This is a genomic window from Vibrio olivae, from assembly GCF_042428525.1.
GTDB classification, from domain to species: Bacteria; Pseudomonadota; Gammaproteobacteria; order Enterobacterales; family Vibrionaceae; genus Vibrio; species Vibrio olivae.
In genome coordinates this window covers 534,021-549,807 of the sequence record NZ_JBHMEP010000001.1, presented here as the reverse complement: position 1 = coordinate 549,807, position 15,787 = coordinate 534,021, and the positions used below count along the sequence as shown (strand labels likewise).

The 15,787-nt window shown below is 47.2% G+C and carries 15 protein-coding genes; 7 read left to right on the top strand and 8 right to left on the bottom strand.

Translation table 11 applies throughout. From position 1 onward, the window contains the following. Positions 1 to 48 precede the first annotated feature (48 nt). Together ACFFUV_RS02590 and ACFFUV_RS02585 are read left to right on the top strand one after the other, a co-directional pair. Positions 49 to 951 carry a DMT family transporter gene (locus tag ACFFUV_RS02590; protein ID WP_390189464.1) on the top strand — a complete coding sequence of 301 codons (903 nt, stop codon included), beginning with the start codon at positions 49 to 51 and terminating at the stop codon, positions 949 to 951. A 169-nt stretch (positions 952 to 1,120) separates the two neighbouring features. Further along, positions 1,121 to 1,684, top strand: a complete 564-nt coding sequence (locus ACFFUV_RS02585; protein WP_390189462.1) for a sugar O-acetyltransferase — start codon at positions 1,121 to 1,123, stop codon at positions 1,682 to 1,684. Positions 1,685 to 1,737: 53 nt separating this feature from the next. Here the strand turns inward: ACFFUV_RS02585 and focA are convergent, their stop codons facing one another. Further along, positions 1,738 to 3,198 carry a formate transporter FocA gene (focA, locus tag ACFFUV_RS02580; protein ID WP_390189460.1) on the bottom strand — a complete coding sequence of 487 codons (1,461 nt, stop codon included), beginning with the start codon at positions 3,196 to 3,198 and terminating at the stop codon, positions 1,738 to 1,740. A gap of 195 nt (positions 3,199 to 3,393) precedes the next feature. Here focA and ACFFUV_RS02575 point away from each other — a divergent pair, with 195 nt between their 5' ends. Continuing rightward, positions 3,394 to 4,320, top strand: a complete 927-nt coding sequence (locus tag ACFFUV_RS02575; RefSeq protein ID WP_390189458.1) for a LysR substrate-binding domain-containing protein — start codon at positions 3,394 to 3,396, stop codon at positions 4,318 to 4,320. Positions 4,321 to 4,590: 270 nt separating this feature from the next. Here the strand turns inward: ACFFUV_RS02575 and ACFFUV_RS02570 are convergent, their stop codons facing one another. The 7 genes from ACFFUV_RS02570 to citC all read right to left on the bottom strand — a co-directional run bounded on the left by ACFFUV_RS02570 (position 4,591) and on the right by citC (position 10,692). Then, on the bottom strand, positions 4,591 to 5,421 hold the full coding sequence (locus ACFFUV_RS02570) for a DUF5718 family protein (protein ID WP_390189456.1): 831 nt from the start codon (positions 5,419 to 5,421) through the stop codon (positions 4,591 to 4,593). A 30-nt stretch (positions 5,422 to 5,451) separates the two neighbouring features. Further along, complete coding sequence (gene citG / locus ACFFUV_RS02565; RefSeq protein ID WP_390189455.1) at positions 5,452 to 6,393, bottom strand: triphosphoribosyl-dephospho-CoA synthase CitG; 942 nt, start codon at positions 6,391 to 6,393, stop codon at positions 5,452 to 5,454. Continuing rightward, positions 6,377 to 6,916, bottom strand: a complete 540-nt coding sequence (citX, locus tag ACFFUV_RS02560) for a citrate lyase holo-[acyl-carrier protein] synthase (RefSeq protein WP_390189453.1) — start codon at positions 6,914 to 6,916, stop codon at positions 6,377 to 6,379. The genes citG and citX overlap by 17 nt, the downstream gene beginning before the upstream one ends. Beyond that, positions 6,913 to 8,340 carry a citrate lyase subunit alpha gene (citF, locus tag ACFFUV_RS02555; RefSeq protein ID WP_390191811.1) on the bottom strand — a complete coding sequence of 476 codons (1,428 nt, stop codon included), beginning with the start codon at positions 8,338 to 8,340 and terminating at the stop codon, positions 6,913 to 6,915. Before citF ends, citX begins: the two co-directional genes overlap by 4 nt. Before the next feature lie 96 nt (positions 8,341 to 8,436). Beyond that, on the bottom strand, positions 8,437 to 9,312 hold the full coding sequence (gene citE / locus ACFFUV_RS02550) for a citrate (pro-3S)-lyase subunit beta (RefSeq protein WP_390189451.1): 876 nt from the start codon (positions 9,310 to 9,312) through the stop codon (positions 8,437 to 8,439). Then, a complete protein-coding gene (citD, locus tag ACFFUV_RS02545) occupies positions 9,309 to 9,605 on the bottom strand; it encodes a citrate lyase acyl carrier protein (RefSeq protein ID WP_390189450.1) in 297 nt (98 codons plus the stop codon). The genes citE and citD overlap by 4 nt, the downstream gene beginning before the upstream one ends. Before the next feature lie 34 nt (positions 9,606 to 9,639). Continuing rightward, the gene (gene citC, locus ACFFUV_RS02540; protein WP_390189448.1) at positions 9,640 to 10,692 is read right to left on the bottom strand and encodes a [citrate (pro-3S)-lyase] ligase; all 1,053 of its coding nucleotides are present in this window, start codon (positions 10,690 to 10,692) and stop codon (positions 9,640 to 9,642) included. A 272-nt stretch (positions 10,693 to 10,964) separates the two neighbouring features. Here citC and citS point away from each other — a divergent pair, with 272 nt between their 5' ends. The 4 genes from citS (at position 10,965) to ACFFUV_RS02520 (ending at position 15,753) form a co-directional block, all read left to right on the top strand. Next, the gene (gene citS, locus ACFFUV_RS02535; RefSeq protein ID WP_390191810.1) at positions 10,965 to 12,308 is read left to right on the top strand and encodes a citrate/sodium symporter CitS; all 1,344 of its coding nucleotides are present in this window, start codon (positions 10,965 to 10,967) and stop codon (positions 12,306 to 12,308) included. Between the two features lie 66 nt (positions 12,309 to 12,374). After that, positions 12,375 to 12,629 (top strand): OadG family protein, encoded by a 255-nt coding sequence (locus ACFFUV_RS02530; protein WP_390189447.1) that lies wholly within the window; start codon positions 12,375 to 12,377, stop codon positions 12,627 to 12,629. An 11-nt stretch (positions 12,630 to 12,640) separates the two neighbouring features. Next, entirely contained in the window at positions 12,641 to 14,437 is a 1,797-nt protein-coding gene (gene oadA / locus ACFFUV_RS02525; protein WP_390189445.1) for a sodium-extruding oxaloacetate decarboxylase subunit alpha, read from the top strand. 14 nt (positions 14,438 to 14,451) lie between these two features. Beyond that, entirely contained in the window at positions 14,452 to 15,753 is a 1,302-nt protein-coding gene (locus tag ACFFUV_RS02520) for a sodium ion-translocating decarboxylase subunit beta (RefSeq protein ID WP_390189443.1), read from the top strand. Positions 15,754 to 15,787: the final 34 nt, after the last annotated feature.

Here is a 15,787-nt window from a genome sequence, read left to right as displayed (position 1 = left end):
GTGGGCAATAGACACATCACCAAAAAGAGGATAAGGAGAGATATCGCCATGGAAAGCGTGAAACCCGCACAGCCATCATCTAATCGCCGGGTTGTGATTATCTTGCTATTCTTACTGCCCCCTTTGTTCTGGGCAGGCAATTTTATTGTTGGCCGCGCCGTAAGAGATGAACTTCCACCCATAACTCTTTCGTTTGATCGTTGGATTCTCGCCAGCCTAATCTTGTTGCCATTTTCCTATCGTTGGATACGCCGTGACTGGCGTTTGTATTTCACCCATTGGCGCTTGATCACGCTAACCTCGGTCACTGGCTTCGCCGCGTTTAACTCTCTAATTTACTGGGGGCTCCAGTCAACGCCAGCCACCAACGGCACGATTTTAAACGCGTTTATTCCACTGCTGATCAGTTTATTTGGTGCATTGTTTTTTGGGCTTGCCATGACCTGGCGTCTTGCTGCGGGCATCGTGCTCTCTTTATGCGGTGTCATTACGATTGTCACCGCAGGTCATTGGGCAAACTTGCTTGAACTCAATATCAACCAAGGTGACTTCATCATCTTCATCGCGATGGTTTGCTGGGCTATTTATACGATAGGCTTAAAACGCATGCCGGCCGAGCTCAATCGTTTGGGCTTAATGTCAGTCCAGATGATGATCGCGATTGTGTGCTTACTTCCGTTTTATTTATGGGAATTACATACTGGCCCCGCGCCTATTTGGAATGCTCACTCACTCATGAGCTTATTGTACATCGGTGTCCTGCCATCGATTGGCGCATTTTTATTGTACATGCGCTGTGTGGAAGCCTTAGGGCCTGCCAAAGCCAGTTTATCTGTCCACTTTATCCCCGTGTTTGGCGCTTTGCTGTCGGCAGTGTTCCTTGGCGAGTTTATTCAGCTCTACCACCTAGTCGGGATTGTACTGATATTCCTTGGACTCACTCTGAGCTAACCAATACGTGCACCATCGATATTCGGTGCGATGCCTGCAAAATTGTCGATGGGGTTGCAAAGTGCACGTGAAAGCAATTTGATGCATGCCTTTAGCTATTTTCAGCATGTTTTTCCTCTAGGGGCTTTGTTTATACTTTTGAGCCCAGCCCTTAGTAGAGCATATCCCCATGACTGAACTAGAAAAAATGATTGCCGGCCATCCTTATCACATCAACGATCCAGAACTGGTTGAAATTCGTTTTGATACTCGGGATAAAACCGACGCATTCAATCAACTCTCGGCTCGTCAAGCCGAGCAAAAATCTGCGCTGATTAAGGATATTTTTGGTCAAGTGGGTGACAACGTCCATATTGAGCAAGGGCTGCGGGTCGATTACGGTTTTAATACGAAAATCGGCAACAATGTATTCATTAACTACAACTTCGTGGTACTTGATTGCACGGATTTCATCATCGGCAATAACGTGTTTATCGCACCGAATGTGCAGGTTTACACGGCGATTCATCCACTGGAACCTCGCCAACGAGCTCAGCATATCGGCCAAGCCAAGCCCATTACCATCGAAGATGATGTCTGGATTGGTGGCGGATGTATCATTATGCCTGGTGTGACCATCGGTCGTGGCTCGACCATCGGTGCCGGCAGCGTTGTAACTCGGTCAATCGCACCAAATAGTGTTGCGGTGGGCAATCCGTGTAAAGTTAGCCGAACCTTAGACCATCAAGACTGACCCTATCGCCCCCAACACCGCGCAGTGTCGGGGGCGATAATGAACACTGAGCGTTATGCCCGTAGAGGTGGCTGTTGGTCTTCGACATCAACGACACTCATTCTCTCGCCATAGATTGTTCTCAGCGCCGAAGCAACATGTTGGCGATCGATCACACCACACAGCTCGCCTTTGTCGAGAACGGGTAAAATATGTGGCTGGCTGACTTGCATATTCTTAGCGCGTTCCTCCAGAGATAACGAACTCCACTGGGTGGCAAACCCCATACTGGTGGTTGGATACAGTTGTTCTTTATCAATACACATAAACTCAACCACATCCACCAGCTTATCTTCCGTGTTTAGCGCGATGACATCGCGGCTCATCAAATCGACTACAGTCTGCCCCTTTTCGGGTAAATAGTCCTGACACCACAACTCAACCATCACATCATGTACCGATAAAAAGCCGACTAAATTGCCGTGAATATCGGCGACGGGTGCCCCATGCATGTTGGCATCGAGCAAAATATCCAGTGCGTGTTCCACAGGCATATCAGCGGTTAAGGTCGTAGGACGAACGTTCATAACATCGCGAACTAAAATGGTGGCATTCATAGGACTTTCCTTAACAGGTTGTAGATCTTGAGTGTGAGTAATAGGTTGGATAGAAACGGAGTTAAGCTGTGGCTTACGGTAGATACACCAGTTCGCCAGGCCGACCAATACCGCTCCGCCAACGATATTGCCAAGGGTGACTGGAATTAAGTTGCTGGTCACAAAATGAGACAGCGTCAAATCGGCAAATAGACTGGCCTCTACGCCAACTTGTAACCAAAAGGCCTCTGGGGCAAAGCTGTGAATCGTAATACCGAGTGGCACCATAAACATATTGGCCACACAGTGCTCAAAGCCACTAGAGACAAACATGGCAACGGGTAATACGGTCATCGCCGCTTTGGTCAGCGCATTTTTCGATGAGAATGTAAGCCAGATGGCTAAGCACACCAGTACGTTACACAATACGCCTAACGAAAATGCCTGAATCGGCGTGTGATGCAGTTTATGCTGGGCAATTTGCAAGGCATTTAACCCCCAATTTCCGCCATCAAGTTGATATAACCCTGCACCAGTGACAATGAGTAACAGCAGCATCGCGCCGATAAAATTTCCCACATACACTGTTGCCCAAATACGTAGCATACGACCAAACTGTAGCTGCTTATTTGCCCAAGCAATGCTTGAGAGGACCGAGCTGGTAAACAGCTCAGCTCCACAGAGTACAATCAGCATCAAGCCCATGCTGAAGGCCAAACCGCCAATTAGACGACTTAACCCCCAACTACTCCCATCACTGCCTGTAGTCACGGTGATGTAAAACACAAATGCCAAACCAATAAAGGCGCCCGCCATCACCGCTAAGCTCAACATCATTGATGTGCTTTTTTGCGTTTTCTTTTTAGCAAACTGTTCTGCCTCTTTCATCATTTCAAAAGGCGTCAATAAATGTTCATTGGATGAAGCAACAACCGACATTCTCGCCTCCTACATGTATTTCCATAATCATTTCTCCATAGCGTCACAAGCCAAGTGCTTGTTCTCTTTCACCATAAGGAGCGTCACCTAGGAGGTAAAATTGATAATAATAAAAAACCTCATCAAAAATATTGATATATGTGAAATTAAATTTACAATAAATCCTTGAGTTGAAAGACAATGGATGAGGTGTCGATGCGTTACTCTTTAAAGCAATTAACGGTATTTGATGCGGTCGCTGATACGGGCAGTGTCAGCTTAGCCGCAACCAAGCTGTCACTGACGCAATCCGCCACCAGTATGTCTCTCGCTCAACTGGAAAAGATGCTTGGTCGCCCCCTCTTTGAGCGTCAAGGCAAACGCATGATGCTCACTCACTGGGGCGTATGGCTACGGCCCAAAGCCAAGCGCTTACTGCAAGACGCGCAGCAAATTGAGATGGGCTTTTATGAGCAGCACTTGTTAAGTGGTGAAATCCGTGTCGTTGCCAGCCAAACCCCAGCTGAACACTTGCTTCCCGACCTTATCAGTAATATTGATAACGATTTTCCTGAAATGCGCATCTCTCTCGATGTAAAGAGCACCAACAGCGTGCTTAAAGGAGTATTGGATTATCAATATGATTTAGGCGTTATTGAAGGTCGCTGTGACGACAGTCGATTGCATCAAATGGTGTGGTGTAAAGACTGCCTGACGATTGTCGCCTCTGCCCATCATCCCTATGCCCTGAGTGATGAAGTGACATTGGCTCAGCTTGAACAAGCCAAATGGGTGTTACGTGAAAAAGGGTCGGGTACGCGCAAAGAATTTGATAGTTCAATCAACCCACTGATCGATGATTTAGACGTATGGCGTGAGTACGAACACGTCCCGGTGATTCGTAGTATGGTCGCCAATGGTCCCTACATCACCTGCCTACCCTATTTAGATGTAAAGCCGATGATCAACAGTGGTCAATTGGTGGTGCTCAACGTACCACAAGATCTCAAAATAAAGCGGACTTTATCGTTTATTTGGCGAGCGGATATGGCCGAGAATCCATTAGCAGAGTGTATTAAACGTGAAGGGTTAAGAATGATGAAAAATGTCTCCAACTCGGTTGAGAGCCTCTCTCCCGCTTAGTTTCGGAAATCACCGACAACATCCATCAATAAAGTTGAATTGCCTCATCAATTTGGATGATGAACTAGACCATAAAAAATGTGCCGCAGATCGCTTTTGTGAAGAAAAATTCACAACATTGAGTTCTAAGCGGCCAGCTCATCAACCCATTTTCTCACGCTCTTAAAACAAGAAAAGCCTAACATTCGTGTCCCGATAACACAGATGTTAGGCAAAAAAACAGCGCTGACCCCGCCAGCACCGCCCTACAAAATAGGATGTACCCCTTGGTTAGAACACGGTTTGAACCACCGCTGAAATGCCACTTTTTTGAAGTTGATTGCTCGCGGCTAGCTGACGAATTTGTTGCGGCGTATAGCTACGCTGGTCATAAACCACCACCATGCTGACATCACCACGCTGCAGGAAATTAGTCTCCCCATACGGAGTATACCGGGTTGCCCCGAGCGCTAATAAGACTTGTTGTGGATAATCCGCTTCAGCAATCATGTGTTTGATATTCTCTTTTGGCCCGGAGTCTTGCTGTTGATTCATCTGCTCGCTGATCCAAGAGAGTAATTGGTCATAGAAGTAGGTATATCCAGAAATCTCACAATCTTCACCGTAGAGCTCAAACCCCTCACCCCGTTTGTGAAAACTCGCAATGCGGTACTGATCAATCTCGCCGCCCGGTGCAAGCTGGCTTATTGGCAACAAGGTCTCAGCAATACCTTTTGACGCCGTCCCCCAATTCTTTTTCTCACTAATCTTATTGGCGTCAGGGCGTCTTATCGAACAATCATTAAACGCGCCGAATGCTTTGGGTTTTAAATCAACCACCTGATGATACTGGTCATACACGACATCGCATAACAGCCCAACTTCCGGCTCAATCTGTAAATGGTCGACATCAAGCGGCAGTTGTATGGCATTATGGCTCAGAGGAAAATTGGTTAAGAATGAGTTGCTCTCCGAAGGCACATAAATTGGAAACAACGCTTGTGGTTTCGCCAAATCGGCACCTTCAAGTTGCGCAAAGTCTTCAGCTTCTCCCGCTTGCTGCAGGTGACCTGCAAAATTGCCAGCAATGCCGAGAACCAGCACATCGGTATACATTTTCATCGAAATAAATCCTTGTTTGATTGCTGCCAGTTACTGGCAATGTTGATTGAGATGATTTAATTGAGCGATGAGCCATGTCATCGCCAGAAGGTCAGCGCTGCCTCCGGGGCTCAAACGACGATCCGTAAACTGCTGATTCAACTCGATAAGCTTTTGCTCAAGATGTGGGTTATCACTGCCACCCTGCTGTAGAAGTTGCCACGCAGCATTTTGTACAAAACGCAGGCCATGCATGCCGCCACGAGACACCACATTGGTATCTTGATTATTCGCCATGAGTACCAGTAACGTTTGCCAAAGTGCGTGTTCAGTGCTCTGCCCTCTTGCGATGGCCTGTTCATAAGCAGGAAGGCTAAATTGGGTAATGGTGGCAAACCCCGAGGCGGCTTCGCCTCTTGCGCCCGTGAGCCCATATTGTTGAAACAACTTTTCACCGTGGCTTTGCGGTTGGAGCTGAGCAATTTTAAGCTCATCAAAGACTAACGTTGCACAGCAGCGCTTGATCACATGGCTAATGTGCACAGCATCCACCGCCAAACTTTTGCCTTTTAACCAACCGACAGCACCGCATATCAGACCGAGGCTAAATATCATTCCTTTATGCGTATTTACGCCTTGCGTTGCTTTAAACATCGCTTGCTCGGCTTGAAGACCTATCGGCCTCAATACCGACAGTAAGTGATCCGCGCCATGCTTTCGATGTTCAAAACCCGCCACAAGAAACTCATAAATAAAGGGTTTAATCGCTTCTGCGCTACGTTCGAATAATCGAACATCCATATCAGAATGGGCTCCATTATTAAGCAAGTCCACCAGACCCGGTTTAGGCGTTAAGTGCACTTCAACCAGCATCGCGTGATACGCCAGTTCAGAGACTAATTTGAATAAGTCAACGCGAACCGTTCGGTCCGCTTGAATCGGCGCTTCACAAAAATGCTCAGCGCCAACTAAAAGATTAAGCGCTGCATTCATGTTCTTTTACCATGTCATCAATCGCGCGGTTGAGCTCATCGAGCGAATGGCGACGGCTGCGCGCACAAACCACCGCGTCTTGCTCACAAATAAAACATTTGCGCCGCGGCATCTGCTCTCCTTGGCGAGAAATGATTTTGCCATCAGTGCCGATCACATCAAGATCCATAAGTCTGCCAAGCGGATGCTGCGTCTCAATTTGAATCATCCACTTTTTGAGCACAGACGCACTCACGGCGTTGACCACAAATAGGCCTTCTGGGCCGGTATTCTTAGTCACAAGTTGGCGAGCAACGATGTCACAATCATGATGTTTGCACAGCCGGCTTATCGCTTCCACGCCTTGCTCAAACACTTTGTGAGAATTCGATGTCAACTTGTAGGGGCCGGGAATATTAACGGTGAAGGAGAGCAAAGGCGCGGAGTGGCGGCGAAGCCACTCCTGTTGTCGTTTCATCCGAGCTTCTTTACTCGCCAATATCTCGTCAAGCCCGACCGCATGTACTTGGCGGTCAAAGGTCATTGCTTTACCCTCTTAATAACATCAATCACCGAGCCATCACGGTAACGAACATAACCGACGATAGTGTCATCAAACTCAATCGGTTCAGGCTTCCCTGTTAGCGTCATCGCACGTTGATACAAGGTTTCAATCTCGACCACTTCAATGCCTTTACTGACTAATTGCTGGCGTACATCGTTGCGGGCTGGATTAACGGCAATCCCATGATCGGTCACCAGAACATCAACTGACTCACCAGGCGTCACCGTATTCAACACTCGGTTCACCACTGTTGGAATCCGTCCGCGAACCAAAGGCGCAACAACAATCGCGAGATTAGCGCCGGCCGCCGTATCACAGTGACCACCGGATGCGCCTCGAATCACCCCGTCAGAGCCTGTGATGACATTGACATTAAACTGAGTATCAATTTCCAGTGCGCTAAGAATCACAATATCCAGGCGATCAACCACCGCACCTTTAGAAGACGGGTTTGCGTATTCATTGGCGGAGATTTCAATATGATTTGGGTTACGTGCTAACGAATCGGCTGCGCCTGCATCAAAGCATTGCACATCAAGTAGATGTTTTATTAAGCCTTTTTCATGCATGGCGACCATGGTTGAAGTGATACCACCCAATGCAAACTCAGCACTGATATCCTGCTTAACCATTTCGTTTTCAAGAAAACGCGTTACGGCCAGTGACGCACCGCCGGAACCGGTTTGTAAGTTGAACCCTTGTTTGAAATAGGGTGAATGAATAATAACATCAGCGGCACGTTTGGCGATCAGTAACTCTCTAGGGTTACTGGTTAAACGTGTTTCCCCGCCACCAATTTTTGCCGGATCCCCAACTTCTGAAACTTCAACCACGGCATCGACATAGTCTTGAGTGATCGACGCCGGATGATTTGGATACGCGACTAAGCTTTCCGTTAACATCACCACATGCTTGGCATGCTGGGCGTCCACTTTCGCATACCCTAAAGACCCACAGCGAGATTGCCCATTGATGCCATTCGCATTCCCAAACTCATCGCAGCACGGGACACCGATAAAGGTGACATCAATCTTTAGCTCACCACTTTGAATCAAATGCACGCGCCCACCATGAGAGTGAATATGGACGGGCTCGTTCAGTAACCCACGGGAAATCGCTTCACCTAATTCGCCGCGGATACCTGAAGTATAAAGCTTGGTTACAACCCCATTGCGAATGTGCTCAACAATGGGAGAATGAATCCCCGTGAGTGAACTTGGCGCTAACGTTAGGTTCTTAAATCCCATCGACGCAATGGTATCCATGACCATGTTGATCACTTTATCCCCAGCACGAAAGGCATGGTGAAAAGAGATCGTCATGCCATCTTCAAGCCCAGAGTCACGTATCGCTTGCTCAAGTCCGGCTTTTATTTTGCGACTGGTTTTTGTCTTCTCATCCATCAAGTAAGGCGTTGTACAATTCGCACCGCCAAATGCAGTCAATGATGACGCTTGAGGAAGGTTTAGATTAAATTCAAATTCTGCCATGATGCTGCCTTACTGTTTGATGCCTGATTGTGCTTTTTGAAGCGTCCAACGTGCGCGCTCGATGATTGGGCTATCGACCATTTTCCCGTTTAACGACACCACGCCTAACCCTTGTTCTTCCGCCTCTTTTGCGGCTTCAATGATGCGATTGGCGTAATCCACTTCTTTTTGCGTAGGCGCAAAAACGTTATGGATGATTTCAATTTGGCGCGGGTTAATCAGCGATTTACCATCAAAGCCCAGTTGTTTGATGTGTTCCGCCTCACGCAAGAATCCGGCTTCATTATTGGCATCGGAATACACAGTATCAAAGGCCATAATCCCTGCGGAGCGCGCGGCTTGTAGAATCGAGCAGCGCGCAAATAACAGCTCAGTTCCTTCTGGGGAGCGTTGGGTGCGAAGATCACGAACATAATCTTCTGCGCCAAGCGCAATACCAATCAAGCGTGGGCAACAATGCGCAATCTCAACCGCATTGTTGACGCCGTTTGCAGACTCAATCGCAGCCATCATCTTGGTGCTGCCAACCTCTCGTCCACACTGACGTTCAATGTCGGCAATATGACGCTCCATTTCCAGTACATCTTCCGCATTGTCGGTTTTGGGAAGACGAACGACATCTGCCCCACCACGTACCACGGCATTGAGGTCATTGAGACCGTGTTCAGAGTCGAGAGGGTTTACTCGGACCACGGTCTCAACATCTTGATAAAATGGGTGTTGTAGTGCATGAAACACCAACATTCTTGCGGTATCTTTTTCACGGATTGATACCGAGTCTTCTAAGTCAAACATGATCGCGTCTGGCTTGTAGATAAAGGTATTGCTGAGCATCGCTGCGTTGGCACCGGGCACAAACAGCATACTGCGACGTAATTGACTCATGATAGCGCTCTCCATTCCATCTGTTTCGTTTCTGCAGCGCGCATCACCGCCGCTTGAACTCGCGCTTTAATCACGCAATCCAAAGCCCCTTTGTCTTCAATCTCAAGCAAAGCCGACTCAACGCCCATGTTGCTAAGCACGTCACGCACTAATTGTTCAATAGCACTGCCAAATTGCTTTTGCACCGAACTGTCGAGAGCAATGTCTATTGCTCCCTCAGGGTTAGGCGCGATACGAACCTGCAAGTCACTGGACTCCAGTGTGCCTGCAAAAGCGGGTTGTATAATTTTCATTCAATAAACCTTTACACGTTAATTTATTCGGCGGCTAAACAGCCGCAAGCTCCCCAGAGCGCGTCGCGGTGCACAAGTGATGACTCTGGATGTAATCGATGGATGTCTGTGGCAGTAGCGAATCCAGCTGTTTGACCTGCCCTTTTTTCAGTAGCGAACGTACCGTTGAAGCTGATATCGGTTGTTGATGCGCGGTTTTTCTTTCCAACTCAACCACATCAATCGGTGGCCACTTCAAGTCATCGGTGGTAAGCCAGTATTTCATTTGCTGGTTGTAGTGACTGGTCACTACACAGTCAGGCTCACTGCCGACGTAGCGATGAGTGACGCCTAAAGCTGGCGCAATGTAATGACGAAAAATTTGTAAATCGATAGCGGTATGACAGTAATTAACTAAGCCTTGCGATTTAATAAAGTAGGTAGGAAATGTCGCTCTTGAAATAATATAACTGGAGCCTGGATGGACAGTAACATTAGGAATATGACTGATGCCTTTTTTAATCATTTCTAATCTGTCGTGGTAAGAGAATTCACTTCCTTCCTCTTTAACAACGATTAAATGTAACCACTCACAATCTTTCGCCGCCTGTTCAATTAAATACTGGTGTCCTAATGTGAATGGATTCGCATTAATAACCACACTTCCAATTCTTTCACCATCAACTTTTGATTTTTTGAGTTTACGACAATAGTTTCTTAGTCGATATTGGCTATTTTCGAGAAGAACTAATGTGTTATCTACTTTTGCAATCGGAAAGAAACCAGATTGCCTAAATAATTTAACATTCTGTGGTTTAGTAAATAGAAATAATTCATATCGTCCCATTTCATAAGCCAAAGACGTTAATTCAGTCATTAATCTTAATGAAAATCCTGAACCATGTAATTGCTCGTTTATCGCAATTGATTTAAGAATATTTCCGGCTATTCCACCGCAGGCTACAATTTCCTCGCCTGAATACGCGACAATAAATCGCTCTACGTCCGTGTCGACGCCAAGGTTGAAACGTTGTAAAAACGCCGCTATATCAGACCACTTCTTCTGATTTCTAGCACTCACTCGGCTTAATGTATAAGTGTCTAACATCTTATTCATCCCCATATCTCGACAAGTAAATAGTGAGCGAATGGGCGATTGAAAATAATGATCGATGTCGACTATTTTTTGCGACTAAAAAATCTTTATGAATTTAATGATTTTTATTACTTAACTCTTTGAAATAAAAAGAAATGAACGAGTTAAAATCTTTAAATTCATAAGTGTCTTTTTAAGCCATAACGTTAAATGATCACACTCACAGTTAAGGTAAGCAATTCCTCTTAAATTAATAAGGAAACATCAACAATGGAATATTTATGATGAACGAAAAAACACTAACTATAAATGAAGGACAAAGTCCTGGCTTAGCGATGTTATCGCAAGTCAGAATTTTTGGTCTGCCCTTACCTCTCTACTGCATCTTATTCATGGTTATTTTAATCGCACACGTAACCGATACTATCCCAAATAATATTGTGGGTGGCTTTGGATTTATGTTTGTGGTTGGTGCCTTATTTGGTGAATTAGGGAACCGTCTGCCGATCTTCAACAAATATATCGGTGGTGCACCTGTAATGATATTTTTAGTCGCGGCTTGGTTTGTTCACGCTGGCTTATTAACAGATAACGAAATCGCGACAGTAACCGATGTCATGAAAGGCACGGATTTTCTCGATCTCTTTATTGCTGTATTAATCACCGGGTCGATTCTTGCCGTTAACCGCAAACTCTTAATCAAGTCTCTCATTGGCTACATTCCGACCATTTTAGCAGCCGTCGCTGGCGCTTCGATTCTCGGCATTTTAGGTGGGTTGATTTTTGGTATTTCTGTCAAAGAAATCATGATGTTATATGTACTACCTATTATGGGTGGTGGTAACGGTGCCGGGGCAATTCCTCTGTCTGAAATCTATGAATCCGTCACCGGCGGCTCAAAAGAGCAGTACTACTCGATCGCTATCGCTATTTTGACCATCGCGAATATTGTCGCGATTGTTGCCGCAGCCGTACTCAACGGAATTGGTCAAAAGATGCCAGCGCTCACCGGTAACGGCGAGCTATTACGTAAATCTAACTTTAGCGTTGAAGAGCAAAAAGAAGCCAAAATCACACCTCGTGAAATCGCGATTGGCTTAATGCTTTCTGCCTGTGTTTATACCTTTGCAGCAGCACTCTCCAAAGACATCTTACCTGGCTTTGGTGATGTCAAAATCCACACGTTTGCGTATATGGTGATTTTGGTTGCCATCATTAACGCATGTGGTTTGTGTTCAGATGAAATTAAAGAAGGTGCAAAACGTCTGTCTTCTTTCTTCTCAAAACAACTGCTTTGGGTACTGATGGTAGGGGTTGGTATTGCCTATACCGACCTTGGCGAAATCATTAACGCCCTCAACTTCACCAACCTGGTCATTGCTGCGCTTGTGGTTATTGGCGCCATCTTTGGTGCTTCACTTGGCGGTTGGGTAATGGGCTTCTACCCGGTTGAATCTTCCATTACCGCAGGGCTTTGTATGGCAAACCGAGGCGGTTCCGGTGACTTAGAAGTATTAGCCGCATCCAACCGCATGTCACTCCTGTCTTACGCACAAATCTCGTCACGTCTTGGTGGCGGCTTGGTGCTGATCATTGCCAGCGTCGTGTTTGGCGTACTCGGAGGTTAATTACGTTTTTTGTTTCATTAGGAGCAAAGGGAAGCCTTTGCTCCTCCATCTATTTTGGGAGCACTTATGCAGTCAAATCTCTTTTCCGAAGGACTCAACCTAATGACATTAGGTATGGGGTTCGTCTTCATTTTCTTAGTCTTTTTGGTGTTCGCCGTCACCGCTATGTCCAACCTGATTGCTCGTTGGTTTCCTCATGTTGAACCAACATCGGCAACAAGCACTGCGACACCCCCAACCTCCGCGCAACAAGACAATCAGTTGGTTGCTGTACTGGCGGCGGCCGTTCATCACAAAAGAATTCAACAAAACTCGCTGTAAAAGGAATACTCATGTCTGAGTCAAAAAAAGCCATTGGCATTACTGACGTTGTCTTACGTGACGCGCACCAATCATTATTCGCAACCCGTCTTCGCTTAGATGACATGCTGCCTATCGCTCAACAACTGGATGACATTGGTTACTGGTCTCTTGAATGTTGGGGCGGCGCCACTTTTGATAGTTGCATTCGCTTTCTTGGTGAAGACCCATGGGTACGCCTTCGCGAACTAAAAAAAGCGATGCCTAAAACACCATTACAAATGCTACTGCGCGGACAAAATTTACTGGGTTATCGCCATTACGCTGATGACGTCGTGGATAAATTCGTCGAACGCGCCGTTACCAATGGCATGGATGTGTTCCGCGTATTTGATGCGATGAATGATCCTCGTAACATGCAACAAGCCATAACTGCGGTCAAAAACAACCAGGCTCACGCTCAGGGGACACTGTGTTATACCACCAGCCCTGCCCACAACTTACAAACTTGGGTCGATATTGCCCAGCAATTAAGTGAAATTGGCGTCGATTCCATCGCACTCAAAGACATGGCGGGCATTCTCACTCCGTATCAAGCTGAGGAGCTAGTCTCAACGCTCAAGAAGCAAGTGGATGTTCCTCTGCACCTCCACTGCCACTCTACGGCAGGCCTTGCCGACATGACCATCATTAAAGCCATTGAGGCCGGTGTCGACCGAGTGGATACTGCGATTTCCTCCATGAGTGGTACTTATGGGCATCCCGCAACCGAATCGTTAGTCGCCACACTCAAAGAGACCCCATTTGATACCGGGCTTAACATCGAAAAGCTTGAATCAATTGCAGCTTATTTCCGCGAGGTTCGCAAAAAATACTCGGCATTTGAAGGGCAACTAAAAGGCGCTGATTCGCGAATTATCGTTGCTCAAGTGCCTGGTGGCATGCTGACCAACATGGAAAGCCAGCTTAAACAGCAAAACGCCGAGGATAAGCTTGATCAAGTCCTCACTGAGATACCAAAAGTTCGCGAAGAGCTTGGCTTTATTCCTCTGGTAACCCCGACGTCACAGATTGTCGGCACTCAAGCCGTGATTAACGTCTTGATGGGTGAGCGTTATAAAACCATTACCAAAGAGACCGCTGGAATTCTAAAAGGCGAATATGGTCGCACGCCGGCGCCAGTCAATGCCGCGCTGCAAAAACAAGTGCTTGATGGCGACACACCACTATCCTGCCGCCCTGCGGATCAACTGCCACCCGAGCTCGACGCGCTGATAACCGACGTGAAATCGCAAGCCAAAGAGAAAAACCTGACTCTCGCCGATGACCTTATCGATGACGTATTGACGGTTGCGCTCTTCCCGCAAGTCGGCTGGAAATTCCTTGAAAATCGCCACAACCCTGAGGCCTTTGAGCCTGTTCCTTCTGCCTCTCAATCAACCCCTGCTAAAACAGAGAAAACCAAAATGACACAATCTCAGCAACCAAGCACTTACACCATCACTGTTAACAATCAATCGTATGTGGTTGAAGTCAACGAAGGGGGCGATGTTACCCAAGTCGCTTCAGCGACAACCACTCAACCTGCGGTAAGCGCACCTGCGCCCGCGGCCAATGCAGAACCAATGAGCGCACCACTCGCTGGTAACATTTGGAAAATTCATACTAAACCAGGGGATAACGTAGAAGAAGGTCAGGTTTTACTCATTCTTGAAGCGATGAAAATGGAGACTGAGGTTCGTGCACCGCGTACTGGCCAAATTACCAGCATTGACGTTTCAGAAGGTGATGCGGTGGATGTTGGCGCACCACTGCTACAAATCGCGTAACGGGAGCCTGAACCATGGAAAAAGTTTATGCTCTGATCAATGACTTCGGTCTGTTCCATTTAGAATTGGGACAAGCCGTAATGATCATTGTCGGCTTATTATTGTTGTATTTAGCCATCGTCAAACAATTTGAACCCTTGCTATTGGTGCCAATTGGCTTTGGTGGCATTCTTGCCAACTTACCGGATGCTGGTTTGGCGATGTCAGCCGTCGAAAATGCGCTACATGCGGCGAAACCGGACGTGATGTCCGCTTTTGCTTCAGCACTGAATATTACCGCTGAGTCGGCTACCGAAGTCAAAGCCGCCCTCGCAACGGCAACCCCTACCGAACTGACCAATGTTCATCTATTAGCCGAGGAATATCAGTACTCTGATGGAATGTTATATACCTTCTACAGCGTCGCGATTGCTTCCGGTGTCGGGCCGTTGGTGATCTTCATGGGTGTTGGTGCGATGACGGACTTTGGTCCTCTACTTGCCAACCCGAAAACCCTACTGCTTGGCGCCGCCGCGCAATTTGGTATCTTTGCTACGGTACTGGGCGCACTGGGTTTGAGTAGTATCGGCATGATGGACTTTAGCGTTGCTCAAGCCGCCGCGGTCGGTATTATCGGCGGCGCCGATGGCCCAACGGCGATTTACGTATCTAGCCTACTGGCGCCCGAGTTGCTAGGTGCTATTGCCGTAGCGGCCTACTCCTATATGGCGCTGGTGCCACTGATTCAGCCACCTATTATGCGCGCGTTAACCACGCCTGCTGAGCGCCAAATCACCATGCAGCAACTGCGTAAAGTCGGCAAGCTAGAAAAAGTCTGCTTCCCACTGCTGCTATTGGTGCTTATCGCTCTGTTATTGCCTTCAGCCACGCCACTGCTTGGCATGTTCTGTTTTGGTAACCTGATGCGCCAATGTGGTGTTGTTGAGCGTTTGTCTGACACAGCACAAAATGCACTCATCAATATCGTGACAATTTTCCTTGGTCTTTCTGTTGGTTCAAAACTGATGGCCGATAAATTTCTGCAAGCAGAAACCATTGGCATTTTGGCATTGGGCATCGTGGCATTTTGTATCGGGACCACCGCCGGGGTATTGATGGCGAAACTGCTTAACCGCTTTACGTCTGAGCAAGTGAATCCATTGATTGGTTCGGCGGGGGTTTCTGCCGTTCCGATGGCTGCGCGCGTCTCCAACAAAGTAGGTCTTGAAGCCAATGCGCAAAACTTTTTGCTCATGCACGCCATGGGGCCTAACGTCGCGGGCGTGATTGGCTCTGCTGTCGCGGCGGGTGTCATGATCAAATATGTGATCGGTTAAACGATTTGTAGGAAGAGGCTGACAAATGTTAGCT

Coding starts and splice junctions, on each gene's coding strand:
- citS (WP_390191810.1), top strand. CDS start 10,965: ATGAACGAAAAAACACTAACTATAAATGAAGGACAAAGTCCTGGCTTA.
- ACFFUV_RS02530 (WP_390189447.1), top strand. CDS start 12,375: ATGCAGTCAAATCTCTTTTCCGAAGGACTCAACCTAATGACATTAGGT.
- focA (WP_390189460.1), bottom strand. CDS start 3,198: ATGTCGGTTGTTGCTTCATCCAATGAACATTTATTGACGCCTTTTGAA.
- ACFFUV_RS02575 (WP_390189458.1), top strand. CDS start 3,394: ATGCGTTACTCTTTAAAGCAATTAACGGTATTTGATGCGGTCGCTGAT.
- ACFFUV_RS02590 (WP_390189464.1), top strand. CDS start 49: ATGGAAAGCGTGAAACCCGCACAGCCATCATCTAATCGCCGGGTTGTG.
- citC (WP_390189448.1), bottom strand. CDS start 10,692: ATGTTAGACACTTATACATTAAGCCGAGTGAGTGCTAGAAATCAGAAG.
- ACFFUV_RS02520 (WP_390189443.1), top strand. CDS start 14,452: ATGGAAAAAGTTTATGCTCTGATCAATGACTTCGGTCTGTTCCATTTA.
- citG (WP_390189455.1), bottom strand. CDS start 6,393: ATGAATGCAGCGCTTAATCTTTTAGTTGGCGCTGAGCATTTTTGTGAA.
- ACFFUV_RS02570 (WP_390189456.1), bottom strand. CDS start 5,421: ATGAAAATGTATACCGATGTGCTGGTTCTCGGCATTGCTGGCAATTTT.
- citD (WP_390189450.1), bottom strand. CDS start 9,605: ATGAAAATTATACAACCCGCTTTTGCAGGCACACTGGAGTCCAGTGAC.
- citF (WP_390191811.1), bottom strand. CDS start 8,340: ATGGATGAGAAGACAAAAACCAGTCGCAAAATAAAAGCCGGACTTGAG.
- oadA (WP_390189445.1), top strand. CDS start 12,641: ATGTCTGAGTCAAAAAAAGCCATTGGCATTACTGACGTTGTCTTACGT.
- citE (WP_390189451.1), bottom strand. CDS start 9,312: ATGAGTCAATTACGTCGCAGTATGCTGTTTGTGCCCGGTGCCAACGCA.
- ACFFUV_RS02585 (WP_390189462.1), top strand. CDS start 1,121: ATGACTGAACTAGAAAAAATGATTGCCGGCCATCCTTATCACATCAAC.
- citX (WP_390189453.1), bottom strand. CDS start 6,916: ATGACCTTTGACCGCCAAGTACATGCGGTCGGGCTTGACGAGATATTG.